The organism is Pseudomonas sp. Pse79 (assembly GCF_024519615.1).
GTDB classification, from domain to species: Bacteria; Pseudomonadota; Gammaproteobacteria; order Pseudomonadales; family Pseudomonadaceae; genus Aquipseudomonas; species Aquipseudomonas veronii.
This window is the reverse complement of record NZ_JALJRR010000004.1, coordinates 280,222-294,760: the sequence shown is the minus strand read 5'-3', so window position 1 is coordinate 294,760 and position 14,539 is coordinate 280,222. Positions and strand designations below refer to the sequence as shown.

At 61.1% G+C, this 14,539-nt stretch carries 9 protein-coding genes; 3 read left to right on the top strand and 6 right to left on the bottom strand.

What is annotated here, in order from left to right:
- Positions 1-38 precede the first annotated feature (38 nt).
- Positions 39-6,461, top strand: coding sequence for a tandem-95 repeat protein (locus tag NR164_RS08345; RefSeq protein ID WP_256822603.1), 6,423 nt, complete (start codon positions 39-41; stop codon positions 6,459-6,461).
- Positions 6,462-6,584: 123 nt separating this feature from the next.
- Positions 6,585-6,923: a hypothetical protein gene (locus NR164_RS08340; protein ID WP_017849960.1), complete on the top strand. Its 339-nt coding sequence runs from the start codon at positions 6,585-6,587 to the stop codon at positions 6,921-6,923.
- Positions 6,924-6,967: 44 nt separating this feature from the next.
- Here NR164_RS08340 and lapD read toward each other — a convergent pair whose 3' ends face one another.
- Together lapD and lapG are read right to left on the bottom strand one after the other, a co-directional pair.
- Positions 6,968-8,926 (bottom strand): cyclic di-GMP receptor LapD, encoded by a 1,959-nt coding sequence (gene lapD / locus NR164_RS08335; RefSeq protein ID WP_046385016.1) that lies wholly within the window; start codon positions 8,924-8,926, stop codon positions 6,968-6,970.
- A gap of 11 nt (positions 8,927-8,937) precedes the next feature.
- Positions 8,938-9,654, bottom strand: coding sequence for a cysteine protease LapG (lapG, locus tag NR164_RS08330; protein WP_017849958.1), 717 nt, complete (start codon positions 9,652-9,654; stop codon positions 8,938-8,940).
- Positions 9,655-9,919: 265 nt separating this feature from the next.
- On the opposite strand from lapG, the gene bcsQ reads away from it, so the two are divergent.
- Positions 9,920-10,879 (top strand): cellulose biosynthesis protein BcsQ, encoded by a 960-nt coding sequence (gene bcsQ / locus NR164_RS08325; RefSeq protein WP_046490906.1) that lies wholly within the window; start codon positions 9,920-9,922, stop codon positions 10,877-10,879.
- A 241-nt stretch (positions 10,880-11,120) separates the two neighbouring features.
- Here the strand turns inward: bcsQ and NR164_RS08320 are convergent, their stop codons facing one another.
- The 4 genes from NR164_RS08320 to NR164_RS08305 all read right to left on the bottom strand — a co-directional run bounded on the left by NR164_RS08320 (position 11,121) and on the right by NR164_RS08305 (position 14,539).
- Positions 11,121-12,308, bottom strand: a complete 1,188-nt coding sequence (locus NR164_RS08320) for a methyltransferase (protein ID WP_256822602.1) — start codon at positions 12,306-12,308, stop codon at positions 11,121-11,123.
- Complete coding sequence (locus tag NR164_RS08315; RefSeq protein WP_046385364.1) at positions 12,289-12,978, bottom strand: ABC transporter permease; 690 nt, start codon at positions 12,976-12,978, stop codon at positions 12,289-12,291. The genes NR164_RS08320 and NR164_RS08315 overlap by 20 nt, the downstream gene beginning before the upstream one ends.
- A gap of 38 nt (positions 12,979-13,016) precedes the next feature.
- Positions 13,017-13,712 (bottom strand): ABC transporter permease, encoded by a 696-nt coding sequence (locus NR164_RS08310; protein ID WP_046385013.1) that lies wholly within the window; start codon positions 13,710-13,712, stop codon positions 13,017-13,019.
- Positions 13,713-13,786: 74 nt separating this feature from the next.
- On the bottom strand, positions 13,787-14,539 hold the full coding sequence (locus tag NR164_RS08305; RefSeq protein WP_046385012.1) for an ABC transporter substrate-binding protein: 753 nt from the start codon (positions 14,537-14,539) through the stop codon (positions 13,787-13,789).

Here is a 14,539-nt window from a genome sequence, read left to right as displayed (position 1 = left end):
GCACGCCTACCAATGGCACGTTCTACACCGATGCGGCCATGACCAAGCCAGTGACCGGCGCTATTGATGCCGTCAACGGCGAAGCCACCGTTTACTTCAAACCAAACGAAAACTTCAACGGCACGGCGAACTTCACCTACACCGCGACCGACGGCGGTATCGCTGACGGCGGCAGCCCGCTGACTTCGGCGCCTGCCAATGGCACCATCACCGTGACTCCGGTCAACGACGCGCCAGTGGCTGCGGCCACTACCGCAACGGGTGCTGAAGATCCAAGCGTAGGTATCGCGGTCAAACTGAGCGCGACCGACGTAGACGGCGTGACAGACGTGAAATCCTTCACCGTCGGCACGCCTACCAACGGCACGTTCTACACCGACGCGGCGATGACCAAACCGGTGACCGGTTCCATTGACGCGGTCAACGGCGAAGCGACCGTTTACTTCAAGCCGAACGCGAACTTCAACGGCACCGCGAACTTCACCTACACCGCCACCGACGGCGGTATCGCTGACGGCGGCAGCCCGCTGACCTCAGCGCCTGCTAACGGCACTATCAGCGTGACTCCGGTCAACGATGCACCAGTGGCTGTGACCACTACCGCAACGGGTGCTGAAGACCCAAGCGTAGGTATCGCGGTCAAGCTGTCCGCCACCGACGTAGACGGCGTGGCAGACGTGAAATCCTTCACCGTCGGCACGCCAACCAACGGCACGTTCTACACCGACGCGGCGATGACCAAGCCAGTGACTGGCTCGATCGACGCAGTCAACGGCGAAGCCACGGTTTACTTCAAACCAAACGCGAACTTCAACGGCACCGCGAACTTCACTTACACCGCTACCGACGGCGGTATTGCTGACGGCGGCAGCCCGCTGACCTCAGCACCTGCCAACGGCACCATCACCGTGACCCCGGTCAACGATGCGCCAGTGGCTGTGACCACTACCGCAACCGGTGCTGAAGACCCAAGCGTAGGTATCGCGGTCAAACTGAGCGCCACCGACGTAGATGGCGTGGCAGACGTGAAATCCTTCACCGTCGGCACGCCAACCAACGGCACCTTCTACACCGACGCCGCCATGACCAAGCCGGTAACCGGCTCGATTGATGCCGTCAACGGCGAAGCCACCGTTTACTTCAAACCAAACGCGAACTTCAACGGCACCGCGAACTTCACCTACACCGCCACCGACGGCGGTATTGCTGACGGCGGTAGCCCGCTGACCTCGGCACCTGCCAACGGCACCATCACCGTAACTCCGGTCAACGACGCGCCTGTGGCTGTGACCACTACCGCGACCGGTGCTGAAGATCCAAGCATAGGTATCGCGGTCAAACTGTCCGCCACCGACGTAGACGGCGTGGCAGACGTGAAATCCTTCACCGTCGGCACGCCTACCAATGGCACGTTCTACACCGATGCGGCCATGACCAAGCCAGTGACTGGCTCGATTGACGCCGTCAACGGCGAAGCGACCGTTTACTTCAAGCCGAACGCGAACTTCAACGGCACCGCGAACTTCACCTACACCGCCACCGACGGCGGTATCGCTGACGGCGGCAGCCCGCTGACCTCAGCGCCTGCTAACGGCACCATCACCGTAACTCCGGTCAACGACGCGCCTGTGGCTGTGACCACTACCGCGACGGGTGCTGAAGATCCAAGCGTAGGTATCGCGGTCAAACTGTCCGCCACCGACGTAGACGGCGTGGCAGACGTGAAGTCCTTCACCGTCGGCACGCCAACCAACGGCACCTTCTACACCGACGCCGCCATGACCAAGCCGGTAACCGGCTCGATCGACGCGGTCAACGGCGAAGCCACCGTTTACTTCAAGCCGAACGCGAACTTCAACGGCACCGCGAACTTCACTTACACCGCCACCGACGGTGGTATTGCCGACGGCGGCAGCCCGCTGATCTCGGCACCTGCCAACGGCACCATCACCGTAACTCCGGTCAACGACGCGCCGACTGCGAGCAATGGCTACGTAGAAAGCAACGAAGACACCCCAGTCGAGCTGAAATGGTCGACGTTCGGGGTCAACGATGTGGATTCCACGGACCTGAAAGTCGTCTTCACCAGCCTGCCCAACGGTGCCATCGAGTACAAAGTCGACGGTGTCTGGGTCAAGCTCAGCGCGGCTGATCTGAAAACCGATACGTCGCCGGGCAAGGCCTTCAGCCAGGCCGACTTCGACAATCACAATGTGCGTTACAGCCCAGCGGCCAACGAGTCGGGCGATAACAGCTTCGGCAACGCCGGCGTCGGTAACAAGCAGGGTGATTACACCGAGCTGAAGTTCCAGGCGACCGACGGCCAGCTCAACAGCGATACGAAAACCATCACCGTGGATATCCACCCAGTGACGGACGTTCCTGTCGTGACCGTCGGCGCATTCGGTGACGTGCCAACCGGCTTGACCATTCAAACCTGGACCGGCGGCAACCTGCCGGGTGCATTGGGTACGAACGGCAATGGGGTTGTTCAGTCCAGCGATTTGATCCGGGTCATCAACGCTCAAACGCCTGACAGCGCAGCCTCCACGGGTGTGACCGCCAACGTGAGCAACGGGAATGTGGTGGAACTCACCGCGACCAAAGTCTCCGGCCTGATTTACCTGGAAGCCGGCAAGAGCTACAGCTTCACCGGCAGCGCCGATGACAGCCTGGCGGTTACCGTCGGCGGCAAGTTGGTGTCGACCGAGACCTGGAGCCAGGGCACCGGGATCAACGCAACCCCCTTCACGCCGACAGAGTCGGGTTATTACACCCTCGACATCTATCACTACAACCAGGCCGGTCCGGGCAACTACGACGTCAATGTTTCGATCAACAACGGCCCGTCGATGGCGTTGGGCAGCAGCGGCGTGCAGACCTATACCAGCCTGGAAGCGTTGAAAGCCGCCGGGGCGGTGTTTGACGATGCTCATGTGGTCAACGGAGAAGGTTATTACACCGGCTACGTTTATAACCACGGCCTGGAAGACACTGCGATCAAGATCAGCCCGATCACGACCACGTTTGTCGACAATGACCAGTCGGAATCGCACAAGGTAGAAATCAGCGGCCTGCCTGAAGGCGCTGTCATCACCGACGGCGCCACGGGCCACAGCTATACCTCGACGGGTGCGACCACCCAGTACGATGTCAGCAATTGGAACCTGGCTACCCTGACCGTCACTCCGGCCAAGGATGCGACTGCCAATTTCGATCTGACTGTGACGGCAACGGCCAAAGAGTTGAGCACGCAGGTTGAAGAAGTCACGACTGGCAAGGTGAGCGTGGTGATCACTGCGGTCAACGACGCGCCGGTGGCTGTGGCCACTACTGCGACGGGTGCTGAAGACCCAAGCGTAGGTATCGCGGTCAAACTGAGCGCGACCGACGTAGACGGCCTGGCGAACGTGAAATCGTTCACCGTCGGCACGTCGACCAACGGCACCTTCTACACCGACGCGGCCATGACCAAACCTGTGACCGGCGCGATTACCGCAGTCAACGGTGAAGCCACCGTTTACTTCAAGCCAAACGCGAACTTCAACGGCACGGCGAACTTCACCTACACCGCGACCGACGGCGGCAACGCTGACGGCAGCAATGTACTGACCTCGCCAGCAGCCAACGGCAGCATCACCGTGACTCCGGTCAACGATGCGCCGGTTGCAGCGGCAACCACCGCGACCGGTGCTGAAGATCCAAGCGTAGGCATCGCGGTCAAGCTGAGCGCGACCGACGTCGATGGCCTGACCAACGTCAAGTCGTTCACCGTCGGCACGCCAACCAATGGCACGTTCTATACCGACGCGGCGATGACCAAAGCGGTGACCGGCGCGATTACCGCGGTCAACGGCGAAGCCACGGTTTACTTCAAACCGAACACAAACTTCAACGGCACGGCGAACTTCACCTACACCGCCACCGACAGCGGCAACGCTGACGGCAGCAACGTACTGACCTCGCCAGCAGCCAACGGCACCATCACCGTGACCCCGGTCAACGATGCGCCAGTGGCTGCAGCAACCACCGCGACCGGTGCTGAAGATCCAAGCGTAGGCATCGCGGTCAAGCTGTCTGCCACCGACGTAGACGGCCTGGCGAACGTGAAATCGTTCAGCGTCGGCACGCCAACCAATGGCACCTTCTACACCGACGCAGCGATGACCAAACCCATGACCGGCGCGATTACCGCGGTCAACGGCGAAGCCACGGTTTACTTCAAACCGAACGCGAACTTCAACGGCACGGCGAACTTCACCTACACCGCCACCGACAGCGGCAACGCTAACGGCAGCAATCCGCTGACCTCGGCCCCGGCCAACGGCACTATCACCGTGACCTCGGTCAACGACGCACCGACCCTGGACCTGAGCACCACAGACGGTTCCGTCCTCACCAGCTACAGCACGGCCTACTCGGAGCGCAGTACGGGTGGGATAGCGATCACCGGCAACGTAGCCATCGGTGACGTCGACAGCAGCCAGATGCAAAGCGCGACCATCACCTTGAAAAACGCCAGCGCGGGCGACCAGCTCAGCTCGAGCCTGGTGACCGTGGGCGGTACTTACAACGGCGTCACCCTGACCAGCGTCGGCACCGACGTCAGTGGCAAAATCGTCCTGACCCTGTCGGGCGCGGCTGACACGGCCACCTACAAGTCGTTGCTCGAGTCGTTCCAGTACTCCAGCACCAGCAAGTATCCGACCACGGGTGATCGCACTGTCGAGATCGCCGTGAAGGACAACGCAGGTGCTGACAGCCTGAGTTCGTCGGTGGCCACCAGCACCATTACCGTTACGCCACAGACTTATGTGGTGACGGAAGGCGGCGGCGCCGCCGATGTCGTCGACCTGAGCAGTACCTCGGCCAACAACATGGTGGTCGGTGACAAAGGCGGTATCGTCAATGCGGGCAGCAACTACAACATTGCCTTCATCGTCGATACCTCGGGCAGTATCGGCAGCAGTGCGATGAAGTCGATCAAGGCGCAGCTTGCGAGCGTGTTCGATACCTTGATCAGCAATGCCGGTAAAAGCGACTCGGGTGTTGTGAAGGTACTGCTGGTCGACTTCGATACGCGGGTTGAAGCGCAGGTCTCGGTCAACCTCGCCGACAAGGACGCCGCTAAAGCGGCCTTGCAGGCTGTGTTGACTCAGATGACGTCAAAATCGAGCGACATGACCAACTATCAGGATGCGTTCAACGCCGCCACCAACTGGTTCAAAGGCGATGAAGCCACGAGCAATGTGGGTGCAAAAAACCTGACGTACTTCATTACCGACGGTGAGCCGAACATGTACACCGCCATTCAGGGTAACCCTCTCCTGGGCTCGACCAGTTGGTTCGGCTCGAATGTTTACTTTGATAGCATCGTCAATAGCGGCAATTACGTCTTGGGTCAGACCAACTCGGTCACAACGACAATCAACGGCAGGACGCAGGTGATTGTCGATGGCGACGGCAAGGTCTATTCCTACGATGATTGGGGTAATAAAAACCTCGAAGGCACCGTGGTGGCCAACAGCAGCGGCGGCTTTGACGTGGCGTCGGTCTACAACGATTCCAGCAACGCCATGAGCAACGCCAAGTCGGCCTACTCCGATCTGGTCAACGCGGTTCCAGGCAAGGTTGTCGTCGAGGCCATCGGTCTGGGCTCGAACATTGATACCGCTGTGCTCAAGCAGTTTGATACCGATCATAACGTCTCCACGATCGACACCGCGAAGCTGGCGGATGCCATCACCGGCCACGCGGCCGATACCGGCGCCGACACCCTCACCGGTGGTTCGGGCAACGACATTCTGTTCGGCGACCTGATCAGCTACAACAACCTTGAAGGCAGTGCTGCACTCAAGGCGTTTGCGGCCGACAAACTGGCCACGACCGTCGATCACATCGATGACCGTACCTTGCACCAGTTCATCACCGAACACGTCGCTGACGTGGGTGCATTGGCCAGCGCGTCGAACATCTACGGCACCAACGACGGCGCTGACAAGCTGATCGGCAACGCCGGCGACGACATTCTGTTCGGCCAAGGCGGTAACGACGTGCTCAACGGCGGGGCGGGTAACGACATCCTGGTGGGCGGCAAGGGCAATGACACCCTCACCGGCGGCGCGGGGGCGGATACCTTCGTGTGGCTCAAAGGGGATACCAACACCGGGACTGGCGTCGATACCATCACCGACTTCAAGCACAGCGAAGGCGATAAGTTGGACCTGTCCGATTTGCTGCAAGGCAGTAACGACACCAACCTGACCAACTACCTGAAGTTGAGCACCGACTCGGCGGGCAACTCGACGCTGAGTGTCAGCAGCAGCGGTTCGTTCACGGCGCAGGGTGGCGGTACGGCCGATGTTACGATCAAGGTCGATGGCGCCAGCTGGGGCAGTGGCAGTGCCGCGATCAACAGCCTGATCGCCGGTGGTGATCTGACCGTCAAGCATCACGACTGATCACCCTGGAGCGCCAATCTTTCGGGATTGGCGCTCCGTGGGCACCAGCTTCGGGAAAATGTGTGTAATCTCTGTAGGAGCCAGGTGCGGCGCCTGCAGGGATTTTTTATTGGGAGAACGCTGATGTTCTACGTGCAACGCGATCAATACAACGCTTTGGTTCGCGTCGAGGCGCAGGCCTTCGCCGAATCCACCGGGACTCTACCGGCGGATCATCAGGACATTCAGGCGTGGTTTGCCACGGATGTGATCGACAACAGCCTCAAGCAGCTCCAACAGAGCGACTCCGAGATGATTCGGGTGCTCGATGACTTGATCCAGGTGCTGACCGCCAAGGGCGTGATCCGCATCACTGACCTGCCGCCCGCCGCGCAGGTCAAGGTGATGGAGCGTACCCAGGCACGGACGGCGCTGGGCGGTTTGAGTGAGCTGATCAATGACGATGAAAGCGGTTTGATCTGAGGCGCACGCACCTCTTTCACAGCATGAGCGTCAAGCCGGCCTGATTACTCGGCGCTCCACGTCCACGGCGCGGGTTCACCGACCAGTTGGCCTTGCACCCCTTCGATGCCCATCTCGCGAATCACGCGCAACTCACCTTCGGTTTCCACGCGTTCTGCAATCAACGGCAAATCGATGCTGTGGGCGGCACGCTGGATCGCCTCGATAAAAAAGCGCTTGTGGCTTTCCTGATCAATGGTCCGGATGTAGCTGCCGTCGATTTTGAGGTACGCCAGGCCCAGGTTCGCGAGGTTGCCGATCATGCTGAAACGCCCGCCGAAACGTTGCAGGCCGAGGCTGTATCCGAGGCTGCGCAGGCGCCGGGTGAGACGCTCCAGCTGGGCTTGCTCGGGCACTTGCTCTTCGCCGATCTCCAGCGTCAGGCGCGTACCGAGTGTCGGGTGTTGCGCCAATCGCTCGAACATCCGCTCCAGGGCTTGTGGGTCATTCAAGGTCGCCGCCGAGAGGTTCAACGCCACCGATTGGTTGTGCTGTGCCAGGTGTTTGATCACCAGGTCGAGCATCAGTTGGTCAAGGCGTGCGGTCCAGCCGAAGCGCTCCAGCCAGGGCAGGAAGTGCCCCGCCGCAATGGTCTGGTCCTGGTTGTCGAGCAGGCGCGACAGTACCTTGTAGTGCAGCACCTGACGGGTATCGCTGCTACTGACCACCGGCTGGAAAAACAAGCGGAAGCGCCCCTGATTCAGGGCCTCGTCGAGCAGGGTGTGCCAGCTATGCGGATCGTCGCTGACGGTGTCCCGGGTCTGGCGCTCCAGGCATACCCAGGTTTGGCCGCTACTGGCTTCAGCCTGGGCCAGGGCCTGATCGGCCAGCTTCAACAGGTCGGCCGAGGCATCGCCGGGGTTGTAGGGCGCGAGGCCGATGTAGGCCACGCTCTGCATGTCTGTGGCGCCCGTTTCGTACAGGCTCTGCAGGGTGGTTTCCAGCGCCTGGGCCAATTGCACCGCTTCGTGACGCACCAGGCCCGGGGCAAGCACCGCGAACTCGCCGCCGCGGCTGCGGGTGATCAGGTTGTGGGTTTCCGGGTACTTGGCGCAGGTCCGCACCAGTTGCTGGCTGACGGCTTGCAGCAGTTGGTCGGTGCGTTGCCCGCCCAGGCGCTGGTTGAGACCGGCGAGGTCATTGACCCGCAAGATCAGCAGGTAGCCTGAACTGGCTTCTTCCAGGTTGCTGACCCGCGAGTTGAGCTGCATCTCGAAATAGCGCCGGTTGGCCAGCCCGGTCAGGCTGTCCTGGTAGGACTCCACGCGCAGCTTCTCGCTGCGCTCGGTCTGTTCATTGAACAACGCCTTGAGCTTCTCGACCATCTGGTTCATGGCCTGCACCACGCGTCGCAGTTCGGGAGTGCGGGGCAGGTCGGGCAAACTGATGAATTCGCGCCGCGCGATGGCGTGGGACTGTTCGACCATATAGTCCAGCGGCTTCAACTGACGGCGCAGCAACAACGCGCCGAGCACCGCACTCGCGGCGCCGCAGAGCAGCAACCAGCCCAGGCTGCCCAATGCGCTCTGCCACAGTTTGGCCAGGGCGAACATCGGGTGGCTGATCACCTCGACCCGTGCCGCCTGCTGCCAGCCTCGGCTGACGATGGCATCGCCGCCGGCCGGCGCGAGGCCGATCATTTTCACGAACCAGGCCGGCACGCCGCTGGCATCAGGCTCGGCGGCACGCTCCACCAGCACCTGGTTATTGCTCAGGTCCACCACGCGGATGCTCGCGTAGTAGCCACTGTCAAAAATCGAACTGACCATCAGCTCGGTCATCGCCGGGTCATCGATGTTCGGCGTCAGCGACAGCGCCAGTGCGGTGGCCGCATCCTGGGCGTGGGAACGCAACTGGTTGACGTACTGCGCACGCGAGCTTTCCAGGCTGACGATGAAGCTACCGCTGAAGGCAACCACTAGAAACACACAGATAGCGATCAGCAATTGTTTGAACAGTGACATCGTAGCTCCTGTTAATTATCCGAACTGGCCGGAAACCCTTCGGCGGTCATTTTTTTCAAGACATCCTGCCAGCGTGACAGGCGCTTGCTATCACCGACTTTTTTGTTGCCCGCCGCGCCGGTCAGCCACAGCCCTTCGCCGTTGAAAGCATAGACGGGCAGCAGGTCCGGACGTTGGCTGGCCGGCAGAATGGGGTCCATCAGGCTGTCCAGTACCAACGGCATGGCTTCCGGGCTTGCATAGTAGGTCAGTACCATATGCGCGCGATTCTGGCGCAAGGCCTTGACGTAGGTTATGCGCAGCTTCTCGGCCGGGACGCCCAAGTGACGCAGGCTGAAGTATTTGGCGATGGCATAGTCTTCACAATCACCGGCACCTTTCCACAGGGATTGAATGGGCGTCGCCCAATAATCGATCTCGTGCCACAGGTCGATATCTTCTTCGTAGTGCAACTGGCGGTTAAAGAACAAGTTGACCACGTTGAGTTGTTCGGTTTCGCTGACCTGCTTTTGCGCCGTGAGCAGGTGTTGCCAGGCATCGATACGCTGGCGCCCGGCGCCCAGGGGCCCGTACAGCGCCTCGGCGCGGCGGCTGATCTGGCTGAAATCCCAATCGGCGAGCAGATTGCCCAGCAGGCCGCCACCCAGCAACAGCGTGATGGCCAGACCGTACAGGAACCGAGGGAAGTTAAAGCGTATCGCCACTGCGAATACCCGAGCTTGCAGCATTGAAGGTGCGGCAATGGTGCGGTGATACCGGGTAAAAAACAATGGCACGATGAAATCACTTTGTAGCAATTTATCCTGAATAAGTGCCGGTAAATTGGCTATTTTCCGCTCGTCTGAAAGGGTGGCGGCAATTCCATCAAAATAATGACACCTCATAACGCCTGTCACAGAATGTCGCAACCAAAGCGCCGACAAAAAGACTTGCGGTCAGCCTTATCTTGCCGACCTTTCACGTCTTTAATGGCACTGTGAAGGAGTTATGGCCATGAGCCGTACCGATGATCTGTTTGCCCCGTCCGGCAAGAGCCTGACCCGGGAGCCCAAGGCACGGAACGCTCGGCTGCACTTTTTCGGCACCCTTCCATTCGATGATGGCACCCGCGCTAACCAGAAAGACGGCTCGCGCTTTTGCGCCAATGCGCCAGCGGCGTATGAACAACCTCATCATTATGACTTGAGCACACCGCGCCCAACCGTGGTGGCGCTGGTCTCGGTCAACGGCGGCGTCGGCCGCAGCACCCTGGCCACGGCGTTGAGCAGCGGCTTGCAGCGCTTGGGGGAGTCGGTGGTGGCGCTGGATCTGGACCCTCAAAACGCCTTGCGCCAGCATTTCGGCGTGGCCCCGGAGCTCCTGGGCGTCGGCCGCGCCAGCCTGCTCAATACGCGCTGGGAGACGCTCCTGCAAACAGGGTTTGCCGGCTGCCGCGTGATCCCCTTCGGGCACACCGATATCAAGCAGAAGGACAACCTGCAACGTTGGCTCACGCGTGAACCGGAGTGGTTGGCGCAGCACCTGTCGACCCTGGGGTTGAGCGAGCGCCCGCTCATGCTCATCGACACCCCCGCCGGTAATAACGTCTATCTGCATCAAGCGTTGAGCGTGGCCGATAGCGTATTGGTTGTCGTCCAGCCGAATGCCGCGTGCCTCGGCACGCTTGACCAGTTGGACGCGGTGCTGGCGCCTTATCTTGAGCGTGAACGCCCGCCACATTGCCACTATGTGATCAATCAACTGGAAGAAAACTCGGCGTTCAGCCGGGACATGGTCAATGCCTTCAAACTGCGCCTGGGCGACAATCCGTTGGACGTGGTGCATCGCGATCCATCGATCAGCGAAGCCCTGGCCTTTGCCACGGACCCGCTGGATAACTTGGCGGCGAGCGCCGCCTGCGACGATCTCAAGAGGCTGTGCCGGTTGTTGATCGCACGGAAAAAAGCCCGCTAAATCACGCTTTATGCGCTGAACGCGAAATGCTTATGCACAATCGGCAGGTCGCCGATGGCGTCGAATGGGGTTTGGGCGGAACCATTCTCAACACGGCGCAACTGCCTGTTTTGCGTGCGTTTTATTCGCTGCACAAAAAATGATCAGTATGGCATTTGGCCTGTAGCGCAGATGGCTACAACTTCTGTAAGGATTTCATCAACAGAGTTATCCACAGGGCGCGCGTAGGAAAGAATGCGCTTTAATCGCGCTCAGCCAGCACCATAAGGTTGCGTGGGGTCAGGGTGGTTTCGCAGAAGCTGCCTACCGCCACGGTGTAGCCCTGTTCCCGCAGAAACAGAGCCCGGTCCAGCACCAGCCACAGCTCCAGCGGGCGGCGGAACAACCCTCGCAGCAGTTCCAGGTTTCTGACCTCGGCCAAGCGCCGCCAGCCGTGTGCCTCCAGCGCTGTCCAATCCTGCTCGCCTGTGGATAAACCTTTGAGGCCGGCCAACTCGCGGCAATAGTCGGCGAAGGGTTTATCCAGCCAACTGGCGGGCAGGGACGGCGTGGGCAGGTACGTGTCGCAATGGCGCAATTGGCGCTGCAAGTGATCGAAACCCAGGCGCCTGGCCATGGACGTATCCCGTTGCCGGCGCACCCGCTTGCCGGCGGTGACGGTTTCACTGAGGGGCAGCCCCAGGTCATCCACCGATAAGCGCAACGCCGAAGCGCGGCCGACGCTCGACAGTGGCTGATAGCGATCGGTGCGGATGCGGTTGTAGCAGCAGGGTGCCAGCGCCAGTTGCTTGCAGCCGGCAGTGCTGGCCAGTTGCAGCAGACGCACGTGCAGGTCGCCGCAGGCGTGCAGGGCGACGGGTGTGTGTTCGGCGCTGACCGTCACGTCGGCCAGTACGTCTTGCAGGTGATGGGTGACGGGCAGTTGGTGGTGGTCGCTCAAGGCCTGCCCGGCGGCGATCAGGGCCGGGTCGTATTCCAGGCAGGTCAGTTGCTGCCCGCTGTGCAGCAGGCGGCGGCCGAGGTGGCCTTTGCCGGCGCACCAGTCCAGCCAGTGCCGCGGTGGTTGCGCGAACCCCAGGGCGGCGCCGAAGGCTTCGATCTGTTGCCACTTGCGGCCGGGCACATCGACGTTCAGGCGCTGGCGGGCGGGTGCCAGGGGCTGCGTCGGTAACTTATCCACAGCACTGAGGCGCAGCGCCTGCGCGGCCAACTGTGGAAAAGGCGCCGGGGCGGGCAGCTCATGGGGCCGGTTGTGGCTGCTTTCCGCGTCGGCCAGCGAGCGCCGGCGCAGCCACTGGGCGAGCGCGGGATGTTGGGATTCCCAGGGTAACTGGCGATGCGTGAAGGGCCGTGGTCGCCACAGCCCCTGGTGTTCGCTGAGGAACGCATCCAGCGCCTGGAAGCGCGCTTCAACGTCCCTGGCAAGCATCGACTCGCAGCCAGCGTTCCAGCAGTTTGAAACCGCGCACCAGCACATAGGCCATCAGCAGGTAGAACAGGCCGGCGGCGAAGAAGATCTCCACTGGCAGGTACGTGCGCGCAATGATAGTGCGCGCCATGCCAGTCAGTTCGAGCAGCGTCACGGTGCTGGCCAGGGCGCTGGCCTTGAGCATCAGGATCACTTCGTTGCTGTACGCCGGCAGGCCGATGCGCGAGGCGCGCGGCAGGATGATGTAGAACAGCGTCTTCGGCTTGGACATGCCCAGGGCCCGCGCCGCTTCGATTTCACCCGGCGGGATGGCCTGGATCGCACCGCGCAGGATTTCGGCGATATAGGCGGCGGTGTGCAGGGTCATGGTGGCGGTGGCGCACCAGAACGGATCGCGCAGGTACGGCCACATGAAGCTGTTACGCACCGCATCGAACTGCGCCAGGCCGTAGTAGACCAGGAACAGTTGCACCAGCAACGGCGTGCCGCGAAAGAAGAAAATGTAGCAATAGGGCAGGGTCCGCACGTACCAGCGGCGCGAGGAGCGGGCGATGCCCAGCGGGATCGCCAGCAGCAGGCCGGCAATCACCGCAATGGCCACCAGCTCGAGGGTGAGAGTCGCGCCCTGGGCCAGTTTGGGCAGCCACTTGATGATCACGGCCCAGTTCAGGCCCAGGTCGAAATGGGACAGCCAGCTGTAGTCGCCGTTCATTGGGTGCTCCTTGCAAAGCCGCGACTGGCGCGTTCTTCCAGGAAGTGCATGCCAGTCATGGCCAGCACGGTGAGGCCCAGGTACATGAACGCCGCCACCATGAAGAAGGTGAACGGCTGCTTGGTCACGGTCACGCCGATCTGCGCATGGCGCATGATTTCTTCGAGGCCGATCACCGATACCAGCGCGGTGTCTTTCATCAGGATCATGAACAGGTTGCCCAGGCCCGGCAGGGCGATGCGCCACATCTGCGGCATGATCAAGCGGGTGAAGATGCGAAACTTCGACAGGCCCAATGCCACACCGGCTTCACGGTGGCCCTTGGGAATGGCGAGGATCGCACCACGGAACACTTCCGTGGCGTAGGCGCCAAAGCACAGGCCCAGGGCGATGACCCCGGCGGCGAAGGCGCTGAGGGAAAGGTCGGGGTTACCGAAAAACTCCCCGAGGGCACGCATCAGGTTGACCGTACCGAAATAAATCAGCAACACCCACAACAGTTCGGGAATACCGCGAACGAGGGTCGAGTAAGCCCCGCCCAGCCACTGCAGCGGCTTGTATGGGGACGTCTTGGCCAAAGCGCCGGCCAGGCCGAGTACCAGCCCCAGGCACAGGGCCGTGAGCGCCAGCTTGACGGTCATCAGCGCGCCGGCGGCGAGCGCCGGGCCGAATCCGTAGAGATCGAAATTCATGGTGTTTTCATATCGCGGCAGGCAAAGCTGAAAGCCGACGCGCCCCTGGGAGCGCGTCGGGCATACCGTTCAGATCATTCGATGCTGAAAGGGAAGTACTTGTCGTTGATCTTCTTGTAGGTGCCGTCGGCCTTGATCTCTGCCAGGGCTTTGTTCAGGCGTTCGCGCAGCGGGTCGCCTTTGCGCACGGCGATACCGATCTTGTCGCTCTCGACCACCGGGTTGCCCTTGAATTCGTAGGCGGAACCGTCTTTGCTCTTGAGCCATTCGTACTGCACGTACTTGTCGGCGAGGATGCCGTCCAGGCGGCCGGACGTCAGGTCGAGGTAGGCGTTTTCCTGGGTGTCGTAGAGCTTGCTGGTGGTGTCTGGCAGCTTGTCTTCCAGGTAGGTGCCGGCCAACGTCGCGCGTTGTGCGCCGATGATCTTGCCTTTCAGGTAGGCCGCGTCGGTCTTGAAGTCTGCCGTGGCTTTAGGTGCGATGAACTGCAGCTTGTTGGAGTAGTACGGGTCGGTGAAGTCGACGGCCTGCTTGCGCTCGTCGGTGATCGACAGCGAGGACACCAGGAAGTCGAATTTCTTCGCGTTCAGCGCCGGGATGATGCCGTCCCAGTCCGATACATACACTTCGCACTTCTCGACTTTCATCTTGGCGCACAGGGCGTCGCCGATGTCTTTGTCGAAGCCGACGACGTTGCCGCTGGCATCTTTATTGTTGAACGGCGGGTAGGCCGCTTCGATCCCCATTTTCAGGGTTTCTGCCATGGCCGAGGCGCTGAACGCCATCGAAACGGCCGCGGCCAGAAGGAATTTTTTATAGTTCTGCAT

Excerpts from the sequence above, each read along its gene's own strand:
- lapD (WP_046385016.1), bottom strand. The coding sequence starts at position 8,926 with ATGTCACTGTTCAAACAATTGCTGATCGCTATCTGTGTGTTTCTAGTG.
- lapG (WP_017849958.1), bottom strand. The coding sequence starts at position 9,654 with ATGCTGCAAGCTCGGGTATTCGCAGTGGCGATACGCTTTAACTTCCCT.
- NR164_RS08340 (WP_017849960.1), top strand. The coding sequence starts at position 6,585 with ATGTTCTACGTGCAACGCGATCAATACAACGCTTTGGTTCGCGTCGAG.
- NR164_RS08310 (WP_046385013.1), bottom strand. The coding sequence starts at position 13,712 with ATGAATTTCGATCTCTACGGATTCGGCCCGGCGCTCGCCGCCGGCGCG.
- bcsQ (WP_046490906.1), top strand. The coding sequence starts at position 9,920 with ATGAGCCGTACCGATGATCTGTTTGCCCCGTCCGGCAAGAGCCTGACC.
- NR164_RS08305 (WP_046385012.1), bottom strand. The coding sequence starts at position 14,539 with ATGCAGAACTATAAAAAATTCCTTCTGGCCGCGGCCGTTTCGATGGCG.
- NR164_RS08320 (WP_256822602.1), bottom strand. The coding sequence starts at position 12,308 with ATGCTTGCCAGGGACGTTGAAGCGCGCTTCCAGGCGCTGGATGCGTTC.
- NR164_RS08345 (WP_256822603.1), top strand. The coding sequence starts at position 39 with ATGACCAAGCCAGTGACCGGCGCTATTGATGCCGTCAACGGCGAAGCC.